Source organism: Pannus brasiliensis CCIBt3594 (assembly GCF_036688125.1).
GTDB lineage: Bacteria > Cyanobacteriota > Cyanobacteriia > Cyanobacteriales > Microcystaceae > Pannus > Pannus brasiliensis.
The window spans coordinates 54,842-71,608 of sequence record NZ_JBAFSM010000009.1 but is presented as its reverse complement, the minus strand read 5'-3'; the positions used below and the strand labels follow the sequence as shown (position 1 = coordinate 71,608).

Annotated in this window: 16 protein-coding genes and 1 pseudogene; 8 read left to right on the top strand and 9 right to left on the bottom strand. The window is 51.6% G+C overall.

Annotated features, from left to right (window positions below):
* Positions 1-8: 8 nt before the first annotated feature.
* The 3 genes from V0288_RS06195 to ldpA all read right to left on the bottom strand — a co-directional run bounded on the left by V0288_RS06195 (position 9) and on the right by ldpA (position 4,420).
* Positions 9-1,436, bottom strand: a complete 1,428-nt coding sequence (locus tag V0288_RS06195) for a hypothetical protein (RefSeq protein WP_332864177.1) — start codon at positions 1,434-1,436, stop codon at positions 9-11.
* Between the two features lie 117 nt (positions 1,437-1,553).
* Positions 1,554-3,302 carry a R3H domain-containing nucleic acid-binding protein gene (locus V0288_RS06190; protein WP_332864176.1) on the bottom strand — a complete coding sequence of 583 codons (1,749 nt, stop codon included), beginning with the start codon at positions 3,300-3,302 and terminating at the stop codon, positions 1,554-1,556.
* A 101-nt stretch (positions 3,303-3,403) separates the two neighbouring features.
* The gene (gene ldpA / locus V0288_RS06185; protein ID WP_332864175.1) at positions 3,404-4,420 is read right to left on the bottom strand and encodes a circadian clock protein LdpA; all 1,017 of its coding nucleotides are present in this window, start codon (positions 4,418-4,420) and stop codon (positions 3,404-3,406) included.
* Positions 4,421-4,475: 55 nt separating this feature from the next.
* Here ldpA and V0288_RS06180 point away from each other — a divergent pair, with 55 nt between their 5' ends.
* From V0288_RS06180 to V0288_RS06160, 5 genes and pseudogenes are all read left to right on the top strand, one after another.
* Positions 4,476-4,670: a hypothetical protein gene (locus tag V0288_RS06180; RefSeq protein ID WP_332864174.1), complete on the top strand. Its 195-nt coding sequence runs from the start codon at positions 4,476-4,478 to the stop codon at positions 4,668-4,670.
* A gap of 228 nt (positions 4,671-4,898) precedes the next feature.
* Positions 4,899-5,174 carry a type II toxin-antitoxin system RelE/ParE family toxin gene (locus V0288_RS06175; RefSeq protein WP_332864173.1) on the top strand — a complete coding sequence of 92 codons (276 nt, stop codon included), beginning with the start codon at positions 4,899-4,901 and terminating at the stop codon, positions 5,172-5,174.
* Positions 5,175-5,186: 12 nt separating this feature from the next.
* Entirely contained in the window at positions 5,187-5,489 is a 303-nt protein-coding gene (locus V0288_RS06170) for a HigA family addiction module antitoxin (RefSeq protein ID WP_332864172.1), read from the top strand.
* Positions 5,490-5,607: 118 nt separating this feature from the next.
* Positions 5,608-5,818 (top strand): annotated as a pseudogene (locus tag V0288_RS06165) (antitoxin).
* Positions 5,819-6,283: 465 nt separating this feature from the next.
* Positions 6,284-8,557, top strand: a complete 2,274-nt coding sequence (locus V0288_RS06160; RefSeq protein ID WP_332864170.1) for a beta strand repeat-containing protein — start codon at positions 6,284-6,286, stop codon at positions 8,555-8,557.
* A 155-nt stretch (positions 8,558-8,712) separates the two neighbouring features.
* Here the strand turns inward: V0288_RS06160 and V0288_RS06155 are convergent, their stop codons facing one another.
* Positions 8,713-9,333 carry a vWA domain-containing protein gene (locus V0288_RS06155; RefSeq protein ID WP_332864169.1) on the bottom strand — a complete coding sequence of 207 codons (621 nt, stop codon included), beginning with the start codon at positions 9,331-9,333 and terminating at the stop codon, positions 8,713-8,715.
* Positions 9,334-9,546: 213 nt separating this feature from the next.
* Between V0288_RS06155 and V0288_RS06150 the strand changes: the two genes are divergently transcribed.
* Positions 9,547-9,861, top strand: coding sequence for a hypothetical protein (locus V0288_RS06150; RefSeq protein ID WP_332864168.1), 315 nt, complete (start codon positions 9,547-9,549; stop codon positions 9,859-9,861).
* A 204-nt stretch (positions 9,862-10,065) separates the two neighbouring features.
* On the top strand, positions 10,066-11,790 hold the full coding sequence (locus tag V0288_RS06145) for a diflavin flavoprotein (protein ID WP_332864167.1): 1,725 nt from the start codon (positions 10,066-10,068) through the stop codon (positions 11,788-11,790).
* A gap of 110 nt (positions 11,791-11,900) precedes the next feature.
* Here V0288_RS06145 and V0288_RS06140 read toward each other — a convergent pair whose 3' ends face one another.
* Positions 11,901-12,125, bottom strand: coding sequence for a chlorophyll a/b-binding protein (locus V0288_RS06140; RefSeq protein WP_332864166.1), 225 nt, complete (start codon positions 12,123-12,125; stop codon positions 11,901-11,903).
* Positions 12,126-12,566: 441 nt separating this feature from the next.
* On the opposite strand from V0288_RS06140, the gene V0288_RS06135 reads away from it, so the two are divergent.
* Positions 12,567-12,911, top strand: coding sequence for a hypothetical protein (locus V0288_RS06135; protein WP_332864165.1), 345 nt, complete (start codon positions 12,567-12,569; stop codon positions 12,909-12,911).
* A 74-nt stretch (positions 12,912-12,985) separates the two neighbouring features.
* Here V0288_RS06135 and guaD read toward each other — a convergent pair whose 3' ends face one another.
* The 4 genes from guaD to V0288_RS06115 form a co-directional block, all read right to left on the bottom strand.
* On the bottom strand, positions 12,986-14,332 hold the full coding sequence (guaD, locus tag V0288_RS06130) for a guanine deaminase (RefSeq protein ID WP_332864164.1): 1,347 nt from the start codon (positions 14,330-14,332) through the stop codon (positions 12,986-12,988).
* 199 nt (positions 14,333-14,531) lie between these two features.
* The gene (locus tag V0288_RS06125) at positions 14,532-15,275 is read right to left on the bottom strand and encodes an antibiotic biosynthesis monooxygenase (protein WP_332864163.1); all 744 of its coding nucleotides are present in this window, start codon (positions 15,273-15,275) and stop codon (positions 14,532-14,534) included.
* 86 nt (positions 15,276-15,361) lie between these two features.
* Positions 15,362-15,661, bottom strand: coding sequence for a hypothetical protein (locus tag V0288_RS06120; RefSeq protein WP_332864162.1), 300 nt, complete (start codon positions 15,659-15,661; stop codon positions 15,362-15,364).
* A gap of 39 nt (positions 15,662-15,700) precedes the next feature.
* Positions 15,701-16,744 (bottom strand): DMT family transporter, encoded by a 1,044-nt coding sequence (locus tag V0288_RS06115; RefSeq protein WP_332864161.1) that lies wholly within the window; start codon positions 16,742-16,744, stop codon positions 15,701-15,703.
* Positions 16,745-16,767 lie beyond the last annotated feature (23 nt).

Here is a 16,767-nt window from a genome sequence, read left to right as displayed (position 1 = left end):
TTCGGGAGTCACGCTCGCCGCATCGATCGATATTCCGCCAACGCGTCGATCAGGAAATAATCCCCCCAGATCGTCCCGGTATCGTAAATATCGCTAGGGGTGAGCGATTTCGGGTGATGGTAACAACCGTGGCGCAATAAACTCATCTCCACGCTCGTCTCGTCGGGAAAGTAGGGAAAGGAGGTGAGTTGGAGCAGGATATTCTCGATCGACTGCCGGTAATACTCGTAGTTGGCATCCTCCCTCGGTAGTACCTTCAGTAAACGGATCATCCCGGCGACCGCGATCGCCGCCGCGGAAGAATCCCGATTCGTGTCCGCGTCTTGAACGAGCGCGTAATCGAAATCCCACGGGGGAATAAAATCGCCCGCCCGTCTCCGGCCGCCGGGAAAGCGATCGGGCAGATTTTCGAGATAATAATCGATCGCGCTTTTCGCGGCCGCGAGCGTACCGGCATCGCCCGTGTAGGCGTGAGTGACGCAACTACTATAGATAAACCACGCCTGACCCCGTGACCAGGTGCTATCATCCCGCCAGCCCTGTTTTCCCTCATTGAATAAGAAATTTGTATAAGTTGGAGAATTGACATCGTGATCGAAATACCCTCTCTGCCACGTTCCCGACTTGCCGGGACGACGGTTCACCCCGAAGGTGCGGTTCAGGACGCGAAGATGGGAGATCGCTTTTTCCTGCCAGTCCGCCGCTTCTTTCTTGTCCGGGTTGTAGCGGGCGGCCCCGAGAAGTTGTTCGACGTTGATGGCGTGATCCATGAAAACGTGCCAGTGTTCGCGGTTATCGGTACGATCGGCCGTTCTGAGCCAACCGAACGTTCCGATATCGGGGTGAAAACTTCCCTCGCCATTTTCAAAGGGACGGGCGATCTCTCTCGCGCCGGCTAACATTCGATCGAGCGCGTTCTGTTTTTCTTTGCCCTCTCCCGTCTCGTACCAGGGAGCGAAAACGAACAGATTATTTAAAGTAATATCTTTATGACCGAGATCGGGGCTTAATAAGGGATCGCTCCACTTTTTCGCCGCCGCCATCCAAACGCTCCGATCGTAAGGATCGATTTCTAACAGGGATATTTTCCACAACAGCGCCGGAAACGCGCCCGCCGCCCAGAAATCGGCTTTTTCCAGCGTCCAAGACCCGTTGGGTGGAGTCCCGCGTCTCTGGATCAGCCGTCGGAGACTAAAGTTAAATCGATCGGGCCGGGTAACGTAGGGATAGACAATTCCCTTGTAGGAAAAAGCGTCGAGCCAGTCGATCGTCATCGCGACCTTGATCTTGGCGAGGTTCAAGCAGAGATCGATCCGCTTGTCGAGGGGAATACTCGCCCTCGGATCGGGAGGTCGCCACCGGCGAGACCACTGGTGTAACCCGATCGCGACGAGCGCGGTCCCGGTTCCCGTTAGTAGTAAAGTGCGTCGTTTCATTTTCGGGAGGCAGAGGGCGGGAGGCAGGAAGGAAGGGGAAAGGGGAAAGATGAATCCATTAAAAGTGGTCTTTTCCGAAAATATTCCCTATCTCCCCATCCCCCCATCTCCAAAATCTTACGCCGGATAGATGCGTAAGCGTCGATTCGGTTCCTCGCCGAAACTATCGGAGTGGAGACGGTAATGCTCGACTAGCTCGTGTTGCATTTTCCGAACCATCGCCGATCGGGGCAATAGCTCCACCGGTTGACCGGTCGGGATAACGATCTGTTCCACGGCCAGCCGCGCCTCCTCCAGCGCCTCGATCTCGTCGTCACTGCCGCTCCGGGCGAATAAACGCACGTCCGCGCCCTCGCTATTCATCGGGTCGTCGATCCCCAAGATCCGCTTTAAGCCGCGGGAAATTTGCGGGATCGTGTTCGATTTGATGCCGTGAATCGGTAATTGTCGGGCTTTGGCGATCTGGCGCAATTTCGACTGGTTTTTAACGTGCGATCGCAGGGCGAGAACCGCGTCCGCGCCGTCGAGATCCTTGGTGAGAACGATCGGCAGATCGAGCGCCCGGACGACCTGTTCCATCTGCGATCGACTGACCCCGTAAGGATAAACGTACACCGGCCAGTCCTCCCCGTTCGGCCCCGGAAGGCGTACTTTATCCGTTTCCGGCTCCTCCTGTAACCACGATCGATCGAGCAGTCGATCGAAATCCGTTTCCGCTTTCGCGGGGGTTTTCGGCCCAGACACCGGTGCCATCCGTCCCGACGCGCGCCACCCGGTCGGTTTCGGGGTCGCGAGTTCCAGGGGATAGTTACCTCTCGTGTTGAGGGGGATCGGTTGTTTGACCTCTTCCCGCTCGATTTGCACGTTGCCGTCCGCGTCCACGGTGCGGATCTGGCCCGGCATCTCCCGGCCGCGCAGGAGTTGATCGATCGTCGCCGAAACGTCCTCGTGAATTACCCAGCGCTGACGTTCGAGCATTTCGATCGCGATCTCGAAAGTGGGCGGGGCCTTGCGTTCGAGAACCGTTTTCTGCGAACCCCGTCGTCGCGCCTCCTCGTCTCCCAGCGTGACCGCCTGAATCCCACCGACGAGATCGGAAAGGGTGGGGTTTTTAATTAAATTTTCCAAGCGATTGCCGTGGGCGGTTCCCACTAACTGTACCCCCCGTTCGGCGATCGTCCGGGCCGCCAGGGCCTCTAGTTCCGTACCGATCTCGTCGATAACGATCACCTCCGGCATATGGTTCTCGACCGCCTCGATCATCACCTGATGCTGGTATTCCGGCCGGGCGACCTGCATCCGACGGGCGCGACCGATCGCCGGGTGAGGGATATCCCCGTCCCCCGCGATCTCGTTGGAGGTATCGATAATGACGACCCGTTTGCCGAAATCATCGGCGAGGACGCGGGCGATCTCCCGTAATGCCGTGGTTTTCCCCACTCCCGGACGACCGAGCAGGAGTAAGGATTTTCCCGTTTCCACCAGATCCCGGATCAGGGTGATGGTTCCGAAAACCGCGCGACCGACGCGACAGGTTAGACCGATAATCTCCCCGGTGCGGTTGCGGATGGCGCTGATGCGGTGCAGGGTTCGCTCGATGCCCGCGCGATTATCGCCGCTAAAAGTTCCCACCCGATCGATACAGTATTCTAGATCCTCGCGAGCGATCGGTCGATCGTCGAGATCCATCGCGCCGTCGGGAAAACGGGCTTCCGGCAAGCGCCCCAAGTCCATGACGACCTCGATCAGGGAATCTAGTTTCGGGTGTTCCTCTACTCTGGCCCGGATTCGATCGGGTAGGATCGCCAACAGTTTGTGTAAATCGTCGGTCACTTGCATTCGAGAGGAAAGAGTTTGTTCTGGCATCAATAATAGGGGCTTGGCGAGATAATAGGAGATTTTTTCCGAAAACGAATTTATCAGGGTATAACGCGTTCGATTCGCGTCTGTCAATGTAGGCGATCCGGTCAACGCGTCACGGCTCGATCTTTCAACCCGGAAACGAGATCGATCGCGATCCCCGTCGCTTCCCGTAAACTTTCGGGATGGTTTTCGAGGGTAGCGGTGGGAATTCGATCGAGAATCGGGAGGACGATCGATCGGGCGTAACTGCCGTAGGCGATCCCGGCGATTTTTCCGAGTAATCCCATCTGTTCTAATTTTGTGACCGTGTGGGCGTTGGTGCCTCCGGCTAATTGCACGAATCCCCCGAAGTCGCTAGAGAGAACTTTTCGGGCCATCGCGATCGCCGGGTGGGTGGTTCCTTTGCCGATATCGCCGCTCATGGGACGACCATCGGTTTGCCAGATTAGAGGACAGGATAATTTCCCGATAGTTTCCCGTATATAGCGCAAATAATCGAATAAATTTTCATGATCTTGACAGCTTATCGCCAGTATTTTTAAGTTTTCGGTCGCGGGGGCGATCGCTTCCCAGAGTCGTCGGAAGGATTCCTCGTGGCCGACACTGGTGTGGATCTCGATCGCGTCGATGTCCGTTTCGAGCAAAATCGGCACGATCTCGCCCGGTTCGACGATCCGCGACCGGGTTTCGATTAACCCCAACGGACAGACCGGTAAACAGCGCCCGCAACCGTAACAGCGTCGATCGATCACCCCGCTCGCGTCGATCGCGTTAGCCGGACAGATCCGCTCGCAGGGACGGGAACAGTCGATCGGGCAGAGGTTCGGATCGAATAGCGCCTTGCGGAAATGGGGGTCTTCGCCGTCGTTCAGGCTGACCATCAGCCAGGGGCGGGTTTTTCGGGCGAATCCGGGGATTTTTGCCGCGCTCTCGATGCCCTCCCGCGCCGCCTCGATCACCGCTCGATCGGCGGCCACATCGATACAATCCGCCCCGGCCAGCGTATAGACGAGGGCGAGATCGCGAATCGTGGGAAGATCCTGGTAACTGGCCCCGCAAATCAGCTTGAACCAGTGACCTTCTAGAAGAGACCGTAAGGGAGAGTAGGGATATTCGTTCACTTTTTTATTGTAGTAGTTTCCTTCTCCTCTTGGCTTTGAGGTGTTTTAGCATACCTTGAAATATATTGTACTACACTCGTGGGCGATCGGGGGAACCGCGAGAGGGATTCCTCTCGTTCGCCTTTTCCCGAATCCGAGCGCGACCTTTTACGGTTCGATCGGGTTTTCTCGCCCGCCGCGTCTGTCTCTCGCGGGAAAACCCGATGGTTATAATGGCGTTATGCGATCGACAACCACCGTCAACCAATGATCTTTAAAATATTCTCTTCCCGGAAAAGCGATCGGACAATCTCGATCGATTCATCATTAAATTCATCTTAGCTTCGGAAAAAAAGCCATCCCTCCGAACAGTCTTCCGTGGATTCTCCCGAGGGAGAAAACAAGATATGATTCGTTATGAAGCTAGTATCCAAGACAAAGAGAGAGAGAGAGAATCAAATCTTCAGGGTTCGATCCCGTACAAGAAGCGAAATAGTCTATGATTAAAAGTTTTCGTTGTAAAGATACGGAAAAACTTTATAATCGGGAGTTCGTCAAAAAGTTCTCCGGGATAGAAAGACTCGCTCTCAAAAGATTAAGAATTTTAGATAGTGCCAATACATTAGAGGCATTAGCGGGATTACCGAGCAATCGCTTGGAACGATTAAAAGGAGATAGAATCGGTCAATACAGTATTCGGATCAATGACCAATATCGGATATGTTTTTTATGGGATGATGCGCCCTATAACGTTGAAATTGTTGACTATCATTAAGGGAGGTTTACGATGAACGAGTGGAAGAGACCAATTCACCCCGGTGAAATTCTCGCGGATGAATTAGAAGAAATCGATCTTACTATTTCTCAGCTTGCCCAAAGAATTCATGTTTCGGAAGAAACTCTCTTCCGAATCCTACAAAGAGACGCGAATATCACGGGAGACATCGCTTTAAAGTTAGGACGTTTCTTTACTACCGGTGCTGAACTATGGATGAATTTACAAAAAGCCTATGAATTGGATGTAGCCAGAGAAAATTTAGGAAACAAACTAGAAGAAATCATTCCCTATCAATCAGTTTCTTCTCTATAAATTGATTTAATTGTCGTAAAAATAATACGACTTACAGGGAGAAGAATCGGTAATTAGAATTATTTTTAGCCCGAAAAGCTACTAAAAACGAAAGTCAACAATATAGAGGATAATCCTGATGAAACGTGAATACGACCTTGCTAACCTGAAAAGTCGTCCTAATTCTTTTTTCCGACAATTAAAGCAACAAGGAACCTTGTTTTTAGGAATTGAAGTAATTAAGTATTTTGAGAAGAAAGCTAAGGAAAAGGATATTTCTTATCAGGAATTAATCGATTTATATCTTCAAGATTGGCATGACAAATCCAAGAGATTTATCATTGGAATAATGCCTTGAGTTGCTGGTAGAAAGTTAGGAATCATAAGACAGAATATTATCGCCAAAAACTTCAAAAAGATAGCTAATTTATCTTTGATAATTCTAATTTTTGAATTTTTTAGACCTTCAACAATGAAGGGTATGAGAGGTGAAAAATATTTCCCACGTTACATTCGAGCGCGAGACTCGCGCCCGACCATCGCTCGATGTGTTGAGGGTAGGAGCATGAAGCATACGCCTTTTCTTCGATAAGATTCGCTTATCACCATAACCTCGTAAGAACCGTAAATTCTACCGAACCGGATCGAAAAAGTCCCGATAGGTTTCGGTAAATATACCGCCTATCGGTTTCGGTACATATACTGTTTTTTTTATTTCTATATTCAGACTACACTAAAAAAGTGTAGCACGATTAAATTTTTGATCAAAAAATAATTAACCTTGTAGATAGTTTCGATCGAAACTATATAAAAATATGGCAATTATCACCGTGACGACCAATGCCGACAGCGGGGCGGGTTCTTTGAGACAGGCGATCGCCAGTGCCGCTTCGGGAGATACGATTCAATTTTCCTCTACCCTAGCCAACAAGATCATCACGCTCACGAGCGGACAATTAAATATCAATAAAAATCTCACCATTGATGGTTCGGGTGCGACGGGATTAAAAATTAGCGGAAATAACGCCAGTCGTATCTTTGAAGTATTGAACAATGCCAACTATCAAGGGGTCAACGTAAGTTTTAAAAATCTCATCCTGACGAACGGCAAACTAAGCGGAACCGATCCCAATAACGAGGCGACCGCGGGGGCGGCGATTAAAACGGCCTCCTACACGACTTTACAGGTCGAGAATTGCCAGATCGATAATAATGTTGCCGCTTTCGGGGGAGGGATCTTCACCGGTTGGAGGAGTAATACCACCGTAATTAATAGTCAGTTTACCGGCAATGACGGAACTTCCGCCCGTAGTGAGAGGGGTGGGGGGGCGATCGCAACTAAAAGCGAGGGGAGTTTAACGGTACTGGGTTCCCGATTTACCAATAACAAAGGAATTAACGGCGGGGCGATCAATAGTCTCCTGGGTCAATTGATCGTGAAAGATTCGACTTTTACTGGCAACGATACGACGGCCGGGGCTGTGGGCTACGGGACCGCTGGTTACGGTGGGGCGATTTATACCGACGGCGCGAGCGCCTACACCAATGACTCGATCGGCGGGAATATTTCCATTACCAATAGTCGCTTTGAAAGCAATAAAGGCGCGGGACAAGGTGGGGGATTATTTCTCTTCGCCTATGCCCTCGACAAAATCGCGCTCGATCGAGTTCAAATTCTCAATAATCAGGTCATCAAAGACGGTAGGGGAGATGCTTTAGGCGGCGGTTTACGGATCGGTAACGCCGAATTTTCGATCGCCAATTCCACTTTCGCCAATAATTCGGCCTTAAGTCAGGGGGGCGGTCTGTGGGTCGGGGAAACCTCACCCGGAAGCATTGTCAATAGTACCTTTTCTAACAATGTGGCCGACGACGGGGTTGGTAACGGATTAGGCGGGGCCGTAACCTTCGTGAACGGCTCGAATCCCGTGAATATTACGAATAGTACCTTCGCGGAAAATCGCGCCGGATTTCAGGGCGGGGCTTTTTGGGGCGGTGGTTTAAATGTCAGACTGACCAACACGATCGCCGTCGATAATACCGCGAAGAACGGGGGAAATCCTTGGAATATCAAACAACATACCGGCACTCAATTCACCGATGGCGGCGGGAATTTTCAATGGCCGCCGAAAAACCCCACCGATCCGAGCGACGTGAATATTACCAATAACGTCCGACTCGCCGATCCCTTTCTCGGCGCGTTGCAGGATAACGGCGGCGGGATTCTCACGAGAGCTTTGTTAGAAGGGAGTCCGGCCGTGAATGGCGGCGTGAATTCCGGGTTGACGACCGATGGACGGGGGGCCGCTCGATCGGACGGTCAAATTGACAGCGGGGCCGTTGAATCCGGCTCGAATCTTTTCACGGCGGGTATCACGAGGAACGGGACGACCGGGAATGATTCTCTATTAGGGGGAGCCGGTAACGATACGATCAACGGTAACGCGGGGAACGATAGCCTCGACGGGGGCGCGGGTACCGATAGTTTAGTCGGTGGCGCGGGGAGTGACATTTACATCGTCGATAATCGTAACGATGTGATTACGGAAGGTCTGAACGCCGGTACCGACGAGGTTCGATCCTACGTGACTTGGACCTTGGGGGCGAATCTAGAAAATTTAACCCTACTGGGAACGGCCAATATTAGCGGCACGGGCAACGAGTTAAATAACATTATCGTGGGAAATCGGGGCAATAATAGTCTCGCTGGCGGCGCGGGGAACGATACCCTGACCGGTGGCGCGGGGGGCGATATTCTGACCGGTGGCGCGGGTAATGATGTTCTCAACCTGGGGAATAACGATAACGCCGTCGATCTCGTTCGGTACAATTCCGGGGACGGAACCGATACGGTGAACGAATTCTCCCGAACCGGCGGCGATAAACTGAGTTTTACCAACATCGCCTCGATCGATGTGGTTTCCTCTAGCACGGGAACCGCGTTCCGGGTGGGGGACGGGATCGCCGGGAATAGCGGTTTCGGAACCGGCGCGATTTTAGCAACCCTAACGGGGATTTCCGGGTTTACCACCGCTAATATCGGGGCGAATCTAGACACGAGTAACACGGCCCGATTCTTCTTCACGTAGCGATTCCGGCAAAAATCAGGAGTCAGGAGTCAGGAGTCAGGAGACAGGAGTGGGGAGATGGGCTAGGAGAAAGGGCAAAAGTTAAAGGATGAAGAACGCTTTTTCCCTTTCCCCTTTCCCCTTTTCCCCGAAAAACTCCCCGCTCCCCGATCGACCTAATCGGTAATCGCGTTGAGTAACACTTCGGCTAGGGTCATATTTTCCATGTCGTCGATCGTGATCGTATCGACGATATCGAATTTCGCGCCCGCGCCTTCGAGTTGATCGTCGAGCGCTTTGAGGAATTCGGTGGCCTGGCGATCGTGACCGACTTGAATCAGGGAAATCGCCAGTTCCTCGTCGCGCTCCATTTTCCGGGATGCCTCGATAATCTGTTTCATCACCGCTCTGCGATCGTCCGGTTCCCCGTCGGTGACGACGAGAATGGTTTCCCCGTTGGGTTTCGTTTTTCCGGCGGCCTTGCGCTGGAAATAACTATCGAGCGCGTCCTGAAGTACGCCGGCCAGATCCGTTCGACCCATCGGCTCGTTTTCCTGATAGATCTGGGTCACTTTATCGGAAGTGACATTATCGTAGCGTCGGAAACGCCCGGAGAAGAGATAGACCGTTATACCGTCCGGATCGATCTCCTCGCATTTTCTCGCCAGCGCGAGGGTGGATTCGCGGGCGATCTCCCAACGGGAGAGACCGGTCGGGGGATCGGCGGTGGACATACTACCGCTTTTATCGATGATCAGGGTGTAATCCCGTTCTTGTACTATACTCGCGCCTGCCATATCCGGCTCTTGCCTCCAAGTTAGGTTCGATCGTCTTTTCCCTCTAGCCTAGTCTTCCGGTTCGGCAGGTACGGGAAAAATTTTGATTTTTTTCCAAAGTCGATCGTGAAGTTTCGTGAAGACGTGTTTAGAAAAATCTTTAAATATCGATCCCGATCGAATCCCCCGTCTACCCTAAAAAAAATAGAGGAAATACATCAAGGATTCACAGCTATGGATAAGGACTTTCGCAACTACCGGATGATCTGCACCCTCACGTTCGGGGACATCTACGGACAGATCATCGTCTGGTTGATCGTCATCTTTCTAACGTTAGCTTCCGGCCTCGCTCTCTGGAGTAGTACCCGGCAGATTTTCGCCCTCGCCACCGTCGGCCTCGTCGTTCTCCTATCCCTGCCCTTTTTACTCTTCGCTTTCGTGACCACCCTACTCAACCATATCGAATTCGCCCCGATCGAGGCCAATTCCACCAGCCGCAAACCCTCCCCCACGGGAACCGTCACCCGTCCCGCCAGCGCCGCGGGTTAGTCGCGCCCCAGTGGAGAGGTTTTTCGGGCAAGGGGGAAAGGGGAAGGGGAAAAGGAAAAAGAGCGTTCTGAATCCTTTCCCCTTTACCCTTCCTCCTCCCTCGTCTCCCCATCTCCCTCCGCTCATCCCCCCATCCCCTCACCTACCCCAAACCGTGCCACAATAGGGGGAAAGATAAAAAACTTAACAAACAGGAGGGGGCTGATGGTTGCAACACCGGTCAAGACGAAACGCCTATCCATGCAGGTCGCCGAACTCACGGGGGATACGACCGCGATTCGTTCTCTAGATTGGGATCGCGATCGCTTCGATATCGAGTTCGGTCTGCAAAACGGGACGACCTATAACTCCTATCTCGTCCGCGGTGAAAAAATCGCCCTCGTCGATACCTCTCACGAGAAATTCCGCCGATTGTACTTCGATACGCTGAACGGATTGATCGACCCGAAAACGATCGATTATCTCGTCATCAGCCATACCGAACCCGACCACAGTGGTCTAGTCCGGGATTTTGTGGAATTAGTCCCCGATGTTACCGTCGTCGGCTCGAAAGTGGCGATCCAGTTCCTAGAAGACCTCGTTCATCACCCCTTCCAACACCGGATCGTCAAAAACGGCGATACTTTAGACCTCGGTAACGGTCACGTCCTGGAATTTATCAACGCGCCGAACCTTCACTGGCCGGATACCATTTTCACCTACGATCGAGCGACGGGGATTCTGTTCACCTGCGACGCGTTCGGAATGCACTACTGTTCCGATGACCTCTACGATGAAGATTTAAGCGTCATCGAACCCGATTATCGCTTCTACTACGAGTGTCTGATGGCTCCCAACGCGCGATCGGTTCTCTCGGCGATGAAACGGATGGAACCGCTCGGAGAGATCAATCTCGTCGCTAACGGTCACGGCCCGGTTTTGAAATATAACCGCGCCGAACTGATGGAACGCTATCGCCACTGGAGTCAAGCGCAGACGAAAGGCGAGAAAACCGTCGCCGTGTTTTACGTTTCCGACTACGGGTATAGCGATCGCCTATCGCAAGCGATCGCCAAGGGGATCGTCAAAACCGGGGTGGCGGTGGAAACCCTCGATCTCAAATCCGCCGATCCCCAAGAAGTGAAGGAACTCGCCTCGATCGCCGTCGGGATCGTTCTCGGCACTCCCCCGGCCTCCGGCGCTCATTTCGCGGAGATCACCGGCAATCTGGGAACCCTGCTCGCTTCGGTCTCTGCCAAACAATCGATCGGGATGTTCGAGGCCCACGGCGAAGATGATGAACCGATTTTCCCGCTTTTGAACAAATTCCGCGAGATCGGCCTCGCCAAAGCTTTTGAACCGATCCGCGTCCCGGAAATTCCCACCGATAATCTCTATCAACGGTGCGAGGAAGCCGGGACGGACATGGGACAGGCGTTAACCCAGGAAACGAAGGTAAAACAGCGGAGATCCCTGGATACGGATCTCGATAAGGCGATCGGGCGCATTAGCGGCGGATTGTATATTATTACCACCAAAAAAGGCGATCGGAGCGGGGCGATGGTCGCGTCCTGGGTAATGCAAGCGAGTTTCGATCCCCCCGGTTTTACCGTCGCGGTGGCGAAAGATCGGGCGATCGAGTCGTTATTACAGGTGGGCGATCGTTTCGTCCTCAATATTCTGGAGGAAGGAAACTATCAATTCCTGATGAAACACTTCCTTAAACGGTTCGGGCCGGGGGAAGATCGTTTCGCCGGGGTCAACACCCGATCGTCCGGTCACGGTTCGCCGATTCTTGCGGACGCGTTAGCCTATTTAGAATGTGAGGTGAGCGGTCGCCTGGAGTGTAACGATCACTGGATCGTGTATAGTCAAGTGACCGACGGACGCGTTTCTAAACCCGATAGTTTAACCGCCGTTCACCATCGCAAGGTGGGCAATTATTATTAACGGTTTCGGGAAAAAGCCCGACAATTAAACACGAAAAAAGCAGACGAAACCTCACGTCTGCTTTTTGGCAAATGGGAAGGAGCTAGTTCATCGGAGAAAGATCGAAGCTTCTAATAGGTGGAGGGATAAGATAGGAAGTGAAGCACGTCGCGAAGGACGCTATAACCCGCGAGATCCCAGAGGAGATAGGCGAGGAAACCGATCATAGCGAGACGACCGTTCCACAGTTCCGCTTGAGGGGTCCAGCCGAATAGGAAAGCGTTACGATCTTTTCCGTTATAGGCGGGAGCGGGAGTCGTAATATTGGGGGTAGGAGTGGGTGTACGAGTTTCCATGATTCCAATTCCAAGCTAGTGATTTGTTGTTTATGTCCTGTATCTTACCCGGTTCGATCGATGCACGTTATCCGTCTCTAGATTTAAAAAATTTACAAATTTTTATAATTGAATTATTCCCCTCGGTTTTTGTCAGAGGAGGCAGAAGGCAGAGGCTCCGACTCCCCCCGAACACTTTTCTTCTTGAGAGGAGAGATTTGTACCCGATCGGCCGGTGTCAGTATCGTCTTGAACGTGCTATCTTTTTCTATTCCTTAGCCCCTTCCGCCTTTCTGGAGGACTTCATCCGCTCGGTTCGCCCGATCGGGGGAATTGAAGGGTAGAAATCGCTAGATAAGATAAGCCTAGAGTCGGTTAGAGAACGAATGAAAAATATCAAAATTCTTCCCGTTAGGAATGATTACCGATTCTCGATGTCTTATCAACAAGGATAAACTCAATATGCTCCGTAGAATTTTCTCGATTTTAGCGATCGCTTTCCTAGCCGTGACTACCTTTGTCTCTCTTCCCGCGACCGCGCGCGCCGAGGGATGGTTCCAACAACAGAGCGCGGAACAGTCAAACCCGACTTTCCAAGATCGCTACGATCGAGAGGATGGCTATTCCCCCAACAATGACCAATTCTTGCAGGATAATCAATACGCTCAAAATAACGGGCAGAATTCCCAAAATAACGATCAAAACCGGCAAGAACAGCGGGAATCTAGTTTCTTCAACAATAATCAATCCAATCAGGATAAAGGACAGAATCAACAGCAGTCCTCTAGCGACACCGCTCGCTCGTAACATCAAGTTTTCCCTAACCAAATAAATTTTAGGAGCCGGTAATCTTCCGACTCCTTTTTCTTATTATCGATAGCTTAGGATTTCTCGTAGGCTAAATTTCCCATAATATAGGTCGCGTGAATCGCCCGATCGTCTCCCATGATCATCAGGGTAAACGCCGCGTCGGCCAATTCCTCGATCGTGGACGGTTTCGGCGCGGGATTTCGGAAAGTCATCAGGGGGGTGGCCCGCATATCTAGGACGATAAAATCGGCTTCTTTGCCGACCTCGAAATTACCGATACGATCGTGTAACTCTAGCGCTTTCGCTCCCCCTAGTGTGGCGAGGTAGAGCGATTGAAAAGCGGTCGCTTTCTGCCCTCGTAATTGGGCGACTTTATAGGCTTCATTGGCGGTTTGCAGGATCGAGAAACTGGTTCCCGCGCCGACATCCGTACCCAGTCCCACTTTCACGGGATACTCCGAGGATTTAGCCTGTTCGAGTTTAAAAAGCCCGCTCCCTAGAAATAAATTAGAAGTGGGACAGAAAGCGATCGCCGATCTCGCTTCGGAGAGCCGTTTAAACTCTTCATCGGTTAATTGAACCCCGTGCGCGAAGATCGATCGCTCTCCCACCAATCCCGCTCGATCGTAGGTATCTAAATAGCCGCTACATTCGGGAAATAATTCTTTCACCCAAGCCACTTCATCGACATTTTCCGATAAGTGAGTGTGCATATACACGTCGGGATATTCTTTTAATAATCTTCCCGCCATCTTTAACTGCGCGTTGGTGGAAGTGATCGAAAAGCGAGGGGTGACGGCGTAGCGTAACCGTCCTTTTTTATGCCATCTCTCGATTAATTCCTTGCTTTCGGTGTAGGAGGATTCCGCGGTATCGAGGAGAAAATCCGGCGCGTTGCGATCCATCATCACCTTCCCCGCGATCATGCACAGGTTCCGGCTGTAGGCTTCCTCGAAAAACGCGTCTACCGATTCCGGGTACACGGCCGCGAAAACGAGCGCGGTGGTGGTTCCGTTGCGGAGTAATTCATGTAAGAAGAAAGCGGCGACCTTTTTGGCGTATTCTTTATCCTTGAATTTGCCTTCCGTGGGAAAGGTGTATTTGGTTAACCATTGTAAAAGTTGTTCCCCGAAAGCGGCGATCATTTCCGTCTGCGGGTAATGGATATGGGTATCGATAAAACCGGGCATGATCAGCATCCCCGGATAGGAAGAGATCGGGATCTCTCGATAGCGATCGATCAGTTCCTCGTAGGGGCCGATTTCTTTGACCCGTCCGTTATCTACCACGAGAAGACCATCGGCAAAAAATCGAACGCAATCCAATTCGGGCGCGTAAAAAGGATCGTCTACAAAATCTAATAAAGAAGCTCGGTACGCTTTTAGTCCTTTTTCGGGAAAAATAGTATCTTCGGTCATGGCTATTGTCGTTTCGGGGAAGGGGTTATCGCGAGCGTGAACGGGATCGATCGAGAGAAAATTTTCTCGCCAATCAATACCTTTTTGATTATTTTTTATCGATCTAAAATAAGTTTACAGTTGATCTTAGCAAATTTTAGTAATTTTTAAGACTTTTTTTGTTTTTAATTGAATAAGCTCGCACGTTATTTTCTGGCTTTTATCCTAAAAAACGATGATAAACTATTTCTAACGTCCGATGAATAAAGAGAGGATCTCGATCGGCGATCGTGTAGAAAATCCTGGTTAACGCTAACAGAAGGATAGAAACGATCGACAAACCAGCGAGATCGATCGCCCGCGAATTTTCCGCTCGATCTTTTATCCAAAAGTTAAACCAACGCGAGAGCGGCGGCATCACGATCCAGGTGAGCAGGGAACAACAAATAAAATTATTCACTAACATCGAAACCGATAACGGCCAGGAACTCATCACACCGAGAGCGGAAAAAAGAATCGTTTGAAGCATGACCGTCGGATACAATCCTAGGAGGACGATCGAGTTTTGCTTCCAAGCGGGAATCGTCACTTCCGCCTCATCGGATTCCGGCGTGAACCAACTTTCTAACCCCGTTTTCAAAGAGCGATACTGATAGGAGCCGAAAAGTTCTTCCCCTTTTTTCACTAACGCCCGACGCTCCGATGAATCCACCCAGCGATTCAAGTTTTCCGGGGTGTCGAAGTAGACGATCGCGTACCATTTATCCTGCGCACCGGTTACGGGAGGGGAAAGATCGGTACGCAGATAGCCGGGGAAAGAAGTAACGGCGGAGGTGAGGGATTCTTGCCATTGTTGAAATTCCCCTTCTTTTCCCCGCGCGACGCGATGTTCGATCACCAGACTCGCGCAGGAATTCGAGCGATCCGCGAGAATGTTTTCCCGAGAGGTATCGGTCTGTGACATGGTTTGCCCCCGCGCTATACGGCTTATCGGATCGTCGCGCGAGTCCCGATCTTTTCCGGGGTTGGACTCGCGCGAGATCTCGGTTTTTAGTCTTCGGATTCGCTACCGGGTTTCTGTTGCGTTTGGCTGTATTGTTTTTGCCCCTCGTAGGATTGTTGGGATTGAGTGTAGGGTTTTTGACTCGCTCTTTGCTCGGTCTGCGGGGGCATTTGTTGTGTTTGGGTATAAGGTTTTTGGGTGGATTTTTGCTCGGTTTGTTCGGGTACTTGTTGCGATTGGCTGTATTGTTGTTCCGCGAGGACGGGAGAGATGGCGACGCTCAGGATAATTACGAGTGCGAGGGCGATACTAGCGATAAACCGACGGATCATGTGGAAATTCTCCATGAAGTATATTGAAGGGAAAAGTCGAATCAATTCCGGATATCACTCGATCGAGTTTTCCGCGTTCACGGGAATCGATTCCGCGACTGGCGCGACTTTTTTCTTTAACGCGTCGAATCGGGTGACGATCTCCTGACGTTGGTTAACCAAATACACGCTAACCAGGGTGAAACTAACCCCGATCCATTGCAGGGTATTCAGTTTTTCCTCTAGCAGAAGACTACTGAAGAGAAGGGCGAAAACGGGAGTCAGAAAGATCAACGCGCTGACGCTGGTAATATTGCCCGTGGCCGCGAGGTAGAAAAAGATCCCGTAGGTGATCGCCGTCCCGAAAATGGTCGCGTAACTCAATCCCATCCAGTCGTTCAGGTGTAGATTCGAGATCTGATTCGTTTCCCAAAAGTACGAGAGAAGGATTAACGGGATACCGCCTAAAATCATGTGCCAACCGGTCGCGACGATCGGATCGACGTGTTTTTTGACGTAGCGCACGATAATCGTCCCGAAGGACATGGAAAGCGCCGATAAAAGCATCAGTAACTCGCCGCTTTGTAAAACCCCGCTCCAAGTTAGCTGTCCGCCACTTTGCAGGATATCCGAAAAGGTGATCTGGCCGTTGAGAATGCCGTAAATCCAGCTTTCCGGTAAACCGCACAGACAGATCCCCGCGATCCCGATCGACAGACCCAGCCATCCCCAGACTCCGATCGTCTCGGCGAATAGCCAACGCGACAGTAAAGCCACCACCAGCGGTTGCGCGTCGATTAACACCGCGCCGATTCCCGCTCCCGTGTGTACCAGTCCCGCGGTCAGGAAGCCTTGAAACATCGCGCCGTCCACCAGCGCGAACAGGGCGATCCATAACCAGGCTTTCACCGTTTTCGGTTGCGGCAGTTGGAAATAGGCCGCGCCGAGAAGGATCAGGGTTCCGGCGGGTAGTAAGCGAAAGGCGGCGAGAAAGAGAGGCGTGGTGTTGGGGATGATGAATTTCATCACCACCATCGCCGTTCCCAGAAAAAAGAAGGGAGCGACCAGAAAAAGCGGATTTTTAGTGATCGGTGGCTTTTCGATCGATTGTACTTCCATAAACTTTTCGTCCATTCCCGTGA